Below are 8941 nucleotides of genomic sequence, written 5' to 3'. Positions count from 1 at the left end.
AAAGTTAAAAGATATGGACTTTTTCAGTGCCCTCGTTTTGAGCCTGTCTCTTTTTGCATGTCGGAGGATTGTGTAAGTATATAAGTGCAATTAGTAGTGCTTATTTATCCTATAATCAACATTTAGTGGAAAATGATAGGTCCAAAGTATTTAAATTCAAAACAAGTGGAGATAAGTGGAGAAATGTGGTACATTGATAGTAGAAAGTGGGGTATTGGGTATGTTTATGGGAGAATACCATCACACCATTGATGCCAAAGGGCGGTTGATTGTTCCTGTGAAATTTCGGGACAACCTAGGTGAACAATTTGTGTTGACACGCGGTCTTGATCAGTGTTTGTTTGGTTATCCCATGGCGGAGTGGAGTCTTCTCACAGAAAAGTTAAAGGCGTTGCCATTAACGAAAAAAGATGCCCGTTCTTTTACTCGCTTTTTCTTCTCAGCTGCAACAGAATGCGACATAGATAAACAAGGCCGAATTAATATTCCAGCGCCGCTTATTTCATATGGCCAACTGGAAAAAGAATGTGTAATTCTTGGTGTGTCCAATCGAATTGAGATTTGGAGCAAGCCCCTTTGGGAAGACTATTTTGCAACATCAGAAGACTCTTTTGCTGAAATAGCAGAGAGTATGATCGGCTTTGATATTTAAGGCGACCCGAATGGGACTCAATTAATCGATTGGAAGGATGAAAAAAATGTTTCAACATACGACTGTGCTACTTAGAGAAACGGTTGATGGTTTAAATATAAAACCGGATGGAATTTATGTGGATTGTACACTTGGAGGAGCGGGACATAGTGAATACTTGCTTTCGCAGTTATCTAGTGAGGGAAAGCTATACTCCTTTGATCAAGATATTACCGCTATCCAAAATGCTAAAGAGAAATTACGTGCATATGGTGATCGCGTTGTGCTCATCCAAAATAACTTTAAATATTTACAAGAAGAACTGCAGGCGCGTGGAGTGGACAAAGTAGATGGTATTTTATATGACTTAGGTGTCTCCTCGCCGCAATTAGATACACCAGAGCGAGGGTTTAGTTATCAACATGATGCCCCACTTGATATGCGAATGGATCAAAATGCTTCTATTTCTGCTTATGATGTGGTGAATACATGGTCATATGAGGATTTGGTACGCATTTTCTTCCAGTATGGAGAAGAGAAATTCTCTAAACAGATTGCAAGAAAGATTGAAGCTGCTCGTGCCAAACAACCAATTACGACTACATTTGAATTAGTTGACCTTATTAAAGAAGGGATTCCAGCCCCTGCAAGACGTAAAGGCGGACATCCAGCTAAGCGGGTGTTTCAAGCAATTCGAATCGCAGTAAATGATGAGTTAGGTGTTTTTGAAGATTCGTTAGAACAAGCGATATCCATGTTAAACCCTCGTGGTAGAATCTCTGTTATTACCTTCCATTCATTAGAAGATCGTATTTGTAAAAAGGTATTTAAAGCTGCTAGTTCCCTACCTGACCTTCCACCTGGTTTGCCTATTGTTCCTGATGAGTTTAAGCCAACGTTGAAGTTGATTACGAGAAAGCCGATTTTACCTTCAGAAGCTGAATTAGAAGGAAATAATCGTTCGCGGTCAGCTAAGTTACGAATTGCAGAAAAGCAGTAAACAAATGATACGCAATAGGAGTGAGTGGAATGAACTCGTTTGCTAAAAAAATTCAGGAGCAACAACCTGAACAGCAGCGACAAACTGTTCAGACAGTTGTCGTTCGGAAAAGCAAAATTTCAATTGGTGAACTATTTTTGCTATGTGCCCTTGCTGCAATGGTGGCATTTGTTAGTGTCAAAATGATTTCTAATCAGGCTGCTATTTATAAAGTAAATAAAGATATTCAGCAAGCGGAAGTTTCTATTGAAAAGCAAACAAAAGCGAATGAAGATTTAAAAATACAGGTTAAAGAATTAAGTGGTTATGAAAGATTATGGAAAAAGGCTGAAGAACTTGGCCTTAAACGTAATGATAATAACGTGAAGGTTGTGCAGGAATAATGCTCAAACAAAAAAATATGAAGCGAGGGGCAGCCGGGTTATTTTTCTTCTTCGGCCTGCTCTTTTTTGTCTTACTGATTCGTTTTATTTATATTCAGGCAACAGGTATCGCTGGTGGAGAAGTACTGGCATCCAAACTGGATAAGAAATATGAAAGAGAACAAGTGCTTGAAGCAAAAAGAGGAAATATTTTAGACACAAATGGGGAAGTCATTGCAGAGGATACGTCGTCTTTCACCTTAATAGCGATATTGAGTGAAAAAGAGAAAGAGCATGTTGAGAATCCGAAAGAGACGGCAAAGCAGCTAGCTAAGTTCATTGAAATGGATGAGTCGGACATTTATGAACGTTTGACTAAAAAAGGTCTATTTCAAGTCGAGTTTGGGAAGGCGGGACGTGATTTAACACACGAAACGAAACAGAAGATTGAAGAGCTGGAGATGCCTGGAATTACGTTCCAAAAGAAGAACCGACGCTTTTATCCAAATGGTGTATTTGCCTCTCATTTAATTGGTTATGTGGAACAAGATGAAAAAACAGGAGAGACCGTAGGGAAATTTGGAATTGAGCGGTATATGAACGATGATTTATTAGAGAAGAATGGGAAGATTACCTTTGATAGTGATCGATGGGGCATGTTATTGCCGGATAGTCAAGAAAAGGTGACCGCTCCTCAAAATGGGAAGAATGTTACGTTAACGATTGATAAGAAGGTTCAAACGGTATTAGAGGACGCTTTAACAAAGGTTGAAGAAAAGTATACACCTAGTCAAATCATTGCGATTGTTTCTAATCCTAAAACAGGTGAAATTGTTGCAATGGGACAACGTCCAAGCTTTCATCCGGTTACGAAGGAAGGTTTGGCAGATACTTGGCGAAATTTAGCCATTGAAGAAAGCTTCGAGCCAGGATCCACGATGAAGGTTTTTACATTAGCGGCCGCGGTGGAAGAGGGAGTATTTAATCCGAATGCGACGTATGTATCTGGGAGCTATAATGTACCGGGGTCCAAATCACCTAGAGACCATAGTGGGATACCAGCAGGACAAACGATGACGTTTCTAGAAGGAGTTCAACGCTCTTCTAATGTCGCCTTTTCAACGCTTGCGATGGATAAGATCGGTGCCGATACGTTCCGTGAGTATTTAACAAAATTTGGTTTTGATAACAAAACAGGCATCGACTTGCCAAATGAAATTATTGGAAGGATTCAATATAAATATAAAATTGAAAAGGTCACAACGGCATTTGGTCAAGGGTCAACAATCACGCCCATTCAGCAAATTCAAGCTGCATCAGCGATTGCTAATAATGGCAAGATGATGAGACCATACGTCATTAAAAGTATTTCTAATCAAGACACTGGGAAAGTGTTGAAAACAACAAAGCCGAAAGTAGTTGGACAGCCTATTTCGGCGAAGTCGGCGAAAGAAGTTCGAGATTATTTAGAGACGGTTGTAACAGCTGAAAAAGGAACGGGTAAGCCATATGCTTTAGAAGGGTATGATGTAGCTGGGAAAACAGGAACTGCTGAAATTGCTGGAGCAGATGGACGTTATATGGTTGGACGGAATAACTATATGTTTTCTTTTTTAGGAATGGCACCGGCGGATGATCCTCAACTCGTTATGTATGTGGCTGTTAAGCAGCCGCAATTGGGTACTTCTTATGTAGGAGCAGATCCTGTATCAGAGATTTTTAAGCCAGTTATGCAAAATAGTTTACAATATTTAAATATTGAACCAACGAATATAAAAAAACAAACAGCGACCGAGCTTGAAGATTTTGCGAACCAACCACTTCAAACTGCTACAAAAAAACTTAAGCAATTAGGATATGAAGTAGTGACAATTGGCGATGGACGTAAAATAATTGATCAAGCTCCAAAAGCAGGGGCTGCTTTACTGCCGGGTGAGAAAATTATTTTCCGAACGGAAGGGGAAATGAAAGCCCCTAATATGCAAGGCTGGTCGCTACGGGATGTTATGAAGGTGGCTAATATTAGTGGTGTACAATTAAATACAGCAGGTACTGGGTATGTAACAAAACAAAATATGAAAACTGGTAAGACGATGAAAGAGGGAGATTATCTTATTGTTGAATTAACCAAACCGAATGACATCGTTGAGAAAAAGGAACCGGATGAAGAAGAAGTACATGATTAACGAAAAAGCATCGGCATAAGCCGGTGCTTTTTCGTTGTGGCCCATTCGACTTTGCTTTTCTTAGTCTACCTTCTATAAGACAAGCATATATTGTAGCAAGTGTGAATGGAGGTGTCTGTTTTTGCGAGTTTCTAATGTAACGGTGCGAAAACGGCTGGCGATTGCTTTAGCAGCAGGGATTATCATTTTTTTCATTATTGATATTCGCCTAGGAATTGTGCAATTTTTACGGGGAGACGAATTAACGAGTTTAGCAGAAGATTTGTGGAGTCGGAATATTCCGTTCGAACCGAAGCGCGGTGAAATATTGGATCGAAATGGAGTAGAGCTTGCAACTAATATTTCAGCTCCGACTGTATACGTCATTCCAAGGCAAATCGAAAACCCAGGCGAAGCGGCGGAACAACTTGCTTCTATATTAAATATGGACAAACAAAAAGCCTACGAATTACTGACAAAGAAGACAATGAGTGTTCGTATTCCAGAAGGGCGGAAGATTTCTCATGAAAAAGCGAAAAAAATAAAAGCGCTAGGGTTAAAGGGAGTATATATTGCAGAAGACTCAAAAAGGCATTACCCATTTGGTTCCTATTTATCACATGTACTTGGATTTGCTGGTTCAGATAACCAAGGTTTAATGGGCATTGAATTGACGTACGATAAAGAATTAAGTGGTGAAAAAGGCTATGTGAAATTTTACTCAGATGCTAAAGGAAAAAGACTCGAAAATATGGCAGATGATTATAAAGCGCCTGTTGATGGCAATGATGTAAAGCTGACGATTGATAGCAAAATTCAAACGATTGTTGAGCGAGAACTTGATAATGCAGAGGCGACTTATAATCCGGATGGCATCATTGCAATTGCGATGGATCCGAATTCAGGTGAAATTTTAGCGATGTCGAGTAGGCCATCTTTTGATCCAGCTAACTTCCAAAAGGTACCACCAGAAGTGTATAATCGAAATTTACCAGTATGGAGTTCCTATGAACCAGGTTCGACATTTAAGATTATCACACTGGCAGCGGCTCTTGAAGAAGGCAAGGTCAATTTAGATAAAGATACTTTTTTTGACCCAGGACATGTCGAAGTAGCAGGCGCAACTTTACGTTGTTGGAAAAGGGGCGGGCATGGCTCACAAACCTATTTAGAAGTAGTTGAAAATTCGTGCAACCCCGGCTTCGTTCAATTAGGAGAGCGTCTTGGGAAAGACAAGCTGTTTCAATATATTAAAGATTTCGGTTTCGGAGCGAAAACGGGTATTGATTTAGCTGGAGAAGGTACAGGGATTATGTTTAATATGGACCGAGTTGGCCCGGTTGAGCAGGCTACAACAGCGTTTGGGCAAGGGGTATCTGTGACCCCGATTCAACAGGTAACGGCTGTTTCTGCAGCGGTTAATGGCGGCATCCTGTATACACCTTATATTGCGAAGGAACTAATTGATTCAACAACAGGGGAAGTAGTGATGGAGAAGAAACCTAAAGCGAAGAGGCGCGTTATTTCCGAGGAAACATCGAAGGAAGTGCGCCGTGCCCTTGAATCGGTTGTAGCGAAAGGAAGCGGAGCAGGTGCTTTCGTAGAATCTTACCGAGTTGGCGGGAAAACAGGAACGGCTCAAAAAGCAGAAAACGGCCGTTACTTGGAAAATAATCATATCGTTTCCTTCATTGGATTCGCCCCGGCAGACAAGCCAGAAGTTGTTATTTATGTTGCTGTAGATAATCCAAAAGGGACTGTACAATTTGGTGGTGTAGTTGCTGCTCCAATCGTTGGGAAAATCATGGAAGACTCTCTTCATGCTCTTGATGTCAAGCCGCGAAAAAATCAAATTGAAAAAGAGCGGAAATGGAACGACCCTGTCATGATTGAAGTGCCTAATGTTGTAGGAATGACGAAAAACGAATTACAAACGCAGCTGCTTGATTTAAAGCTCGATATTGCTGGACAAGGTAATTATGTTATTAAACAAGCACCAGAAGCAGGTGTGAAAATAAAAGAAGGGTCCACAATACGAATTTATCTTGGCGAAAATACAGAATAAGTATAAAATAAACATGGTTAGTGGAAGCGGCTGAAACATCAGCCGCTTTGTTTTACGATAACCTAAGCTGACTGACACAGTTTAGGGAGTGGAGGTTTTGTTTAGAAATAAAACAGTTAAAGGAAACAGTTAAGAAGGCTGAAGAGTCTACGATAGAAAAGCAATGATACATGCTTTTCTCGACAAGGTGTAATGATTCACCTATAATAAATCCTCAGATAAAGTTGAGAGGGATGGAGAAAAATGAAGCTACATACATTACTATCTTATTTGCATGCTTTAGTTAAATATGAAGGGGATAATCCAGACATTACCTCGATAGAGAATGATAACCGTAAAGTAAAGGACGGTAGTTTATTTGTTTGTATTCAAGGGTACACAGTTGATGGCCATGAGTTTGCCAAATCTGCCGTAGACAATGGAGCAAGTGCCATTCTTGCTGAGCGGCCGCTTGATCTACCGGTACCCGTTATCGTTGTTCGAGATACAAAACGGGCGATGGCGGTACTGGCCGATGCTTTTTACGGTCATCCAACACAAAAGCTGCGCTTAATTGGCATTACTGGCACAAATGGCAAAACAACAACGAGCCATCTTTTAGAGAAAATCTTTGGTGACCAACAACAAACAACCGGGTTAATCGGTACGATGTATACGAAGATCGCTGATCAAACGTATGAAACGAAAAATACAACACCCGATAGTGTAACGTTGCAGCAAGCGTTTCATCAAATGATTGAAGCGAACGTAGATACGGCTATTATGGAAGTATCGTCACATGCTTTAGAGCTTGGGCGGGTGCATGGCTGTGATTATGATATTGCAGTTTTTACCAATTTAACACAAGACCATCTAGATTTTCATAAAACGATGGAACATTATAAACAAGCAAAATCTTTGCTTTTCTCTCAGCTTGGAAATACCTATATAGAGAACCGTCCTAAATATGCTGTGTTAAATGCCGATGATGAAGCAGCAGGAGATTTCATTAAGGCAACTGCAGCGACGGTTGTGACATATGGGATTGACAAACCGGCTGATGTCGTTGCTAAAGACATTCATATTTCGGCAAAAGGGACCGCATTTACGCTTGTATTTGCCAATGAAGAGCGACGCGTGCAACTACAGCTTATGGGTAAGTTCAGTGTGTATAACGTACTAGCAGCAATTTCAGCAGCATTATGTGCGGGTGTAGATCTAGATGCAAGCATTCAATCAATCGAAGAAGTAAAGGGTGTTTCGGGTCGTTTTGAACTTGTTTCAGCAGGGCAAGCATTTCCTGTTATTGTAGATTATGCTCACACACCGGACAGCTTAGAAAATGTGTTGAAAACAGTTCAAGAATTTGCGGAGAAAAAGATTTTTGTTGTTGTTGGATGCGGAGGCGACCGAGATAAAACAAAACGTCCATTGATGGCTAAAATTGCTTGTCAATTTGCGACGCTTCCAATTTTTACTTCCGATAACCCACGCAGTGAAAATCCAAGCCAGATTTTGCGTGATATGGAAGCAGGCGTTGCCGGCCAACTGTATAAAGTAATAGAGGATCGTCGTGAGGCAATCGCCTATGCAGTTTCACAAGCTGAAGCTGGTGATGTCATTGTCATTGCCGGAAAAGGACATGAAACGTATCAACTAATAGGAGATCAAGTGCTGCACTTTGACGACCGTGAAGAAGCAAAGAAAGCAATTTTAAACAAATAAATGATTTTATTGTATGAGGAATGAGGGAGTAAGGAATGTTGGAACAAGTGATTTTTTATACGATTTTGGTAGCTTTTTTAATTACCGTCCTATTCTCCCCGATTTTTATTCCATTTTTAAGAAGACTTAAATTTGGGCAAAGCATTCGGGAAGAAGGGCCAAAATCACATCAAAAGAAAACAGGAACACCAACGATGGGCGGCATCATGATTTTGCTTGCGGTTACAATTGCGACACTCGTGATGACATTTAAATTTTCAGAACCATCGTTTGAAACATATTTATTATTATTCGTTACATTAGGGTTTGGTCTATTAGGCTTTTTAGATGATTTTATTAAAGTAGTGATGAAGCGAAATCTCGGTTTAACATCGAAACAAAAATTATTCGGTCAAATCGTTATTGCTGTTATTTTTTATTTAGTTTATCGACGCGCGGATCATTTTGTTCCTTCTTTAACGATTCCAGGAACGGATTTTGCTATTGATTTTGGATGGTTTTATGTGTTTATCGTGATTTTCTGGCTTGTTGGCTTCTCGAATGCTGTGAATTTAACAGATGGTTTAGACGGGCTTGTATCGGGAACGTCAGCTATTGCTTTTGGAGCGTTTGCTGTACTTGCTTGGAATCAATCTCAATATGATGTTGCTATTTTCTCTGTAGCTGTTGTAGGGGCTGTATTAGGATTTCTTGTCTTTAATGCTCACCCTGCCAAGGTGTTTATGGGAGATACAGGTTCACTAGCTTTAGGTGGAGCCATTGCTTCGATTGCGCTGTTAACAAATTTAGAATTAATGCTTGTTATTATTGGTGGAGTCTTTGTTATTGAAACATTATCGGTTATTTTGCAAGTTGGTTCGTTTAAATTAAGAGGGAAAAGAATTTTTAAAATGAGTCCGCTGCACCATCATTATGAGCTTTCTGGCTGGTCAGAATGGCGCGTTGTTGTGACGTTTTGGACGGTAGGATTACTTTGTGCAGTGCTCGGAATCTATTTAGAGGTGTGGGTGTAAA

Annotated in this window: 7 protein-coding genes; all 7 read left to right on the top strand. The window is 40.2% G+C overall.

What is annotated here, in order from left to right; genetic code table 11:
• The first annotated feature begins 220 nt into the window (after positions 1-220).
• Positions 221-652, top strand: a complete 432-nt coding sequence (mraZ, locus tag D1953_RS08140; RefSeq protein WP_119116659.1) for a division/cell wall cluster transcriptional repressor MraZ — start codon at positions 221-223, stop codon at positions 650-652.
• A gap of 46 nt (positions 653-698) precedes the next feature.
• The gene (gene rsmH, locus D1953_RS08135) at positions 699-1631 is read left to right on the top strand and encodes a 16S rRNA (cytosine(1402)-N(4))-methyltransferase RsmH (protein ID WP_119116658.1); all 933 of its coding nucleotides are present in this window, start codon (positions 699-701) and stop codon (positions 1629-1631) included.
• A gap of 29 nt (positions 1632-1660) precedes the next feature.
• Complete coding sequence (ftsL, locus tag D1953_RS08130; RefSeq protein WP_119116657.1) at positions 1661-2014, top strand: cell division protein FtsL; 354 nt, start codon at positions 1661-1663, stop codon at positions 2012-2014.
• Positions 2014-4179 carry a penicillin-binding protein gene (locus D1953_RS08125; RefSeq protein ID WP_281271534.1) on the top strand — a complete coding sequence of 722 codons (2166 nt, stop codon included), beginning with the start codon at positions 2014-2016 and terminating at the stop codon, positions 4177-4179. The genes ftsL and D1953_RS08125 overlap by 1 nt, the downstream gene beginning before the upstream one ends.
• A gap of 121 nt (positions 4180-4300) precedes the next feature.
• Positions 4301-6223, top strand: coding sequence for a stage V sporulation protein D (locus tag D1953_RS08120; RefSeq protein WP_119116655.1), 1923 nt, complete (start codon positions 4301-4303; stop codon positions 6221-6223).
• 243 nt (positions 6224-6466) lie between these two features.
• Positions 6467-7927 (top strand): UDP-N-acetylmuramoyl-L-alanyl-D-glutamate--2,6-diaminopimelate ligase, encoded by a 1461-nt coding sequence (locus D1953_RS08115; protein ID WP_119116654.1) that lies wholly within the window; start codon positions 6467-6469, stop codon positions 7925-7927.
• A 35-nt stretch (positions 7928-7962) separates the two neighbouring features.
• A complete protein-coding gene (gene mraY, locus D1953_RS08110) occupies positions 7963-8940 on the top strand; it encodes a phospho-N-acetylmuramoyl-pentapeptide-transferase (RefSeq protein ID WP_119116653.1) in 978 nt (325 codons plus the stop codon).
• Position 8941: the final 1 nt, after the last annotated feature.

This window comes from Peribacillus asahii, from assembly GCF_003570725.1.
Taxonomy (GTDB): domain Bacteria; phylum Bacillota; class Bacilli; order Bacillales; family DSM-1321; genus Peribacillus; species Peribacillus asahii.
Note: the sequence above shows the minus strand (reverse complement) of the source record. Positions and strands in the feature narration are given on the sequence as shown.

What these genes read in the sequence shown, in the direction of transcription:
- mraZ (WP_119116659.1), top strand. Translation starts at nt 221, where the DNA reads ATGTTTATGGGAGAATACCATCACACCATTGATGCCAAAGGGCGGTTG.
- rsmH (WP_119116658.1), top strand. Translation starts at nt 699, where the DNA reads ATGTTTCAACATACGACTGTGCTACTTAGAGAAACGGTTGATGGTTTA.
- D1953_RS08115 (WP_119116654.1), top strand. Translation starts at nt 6,467, where the DNA reads ATGAAGCTACATACATTACTATCTTATTTGCATGCTTTAGTTAAATAT.
- D1953_RS08125 (WP_281271534.1), top strand. Translation starts at nt 2,014, where the DNA reads ATGCTCAAACAAAAAAATATGAAGCGAGGGGCAGCCGGGTTATTTTTC.
- mraY (WP_119116653.1), top strand. Translation starts at nt 7,963, where the DNA reads ATGTTGGAACAAGTGATTTTTTATACGATTTTGGTAGCTTTTTTAATT.
- ftsL (WP_119116657.1), top strand. Translation starts at nt 1,661, where the DNA reads ATGAACTCGTTTGCTAAAAAAATTCAGGAGCAACAACCTGAACAGCAG.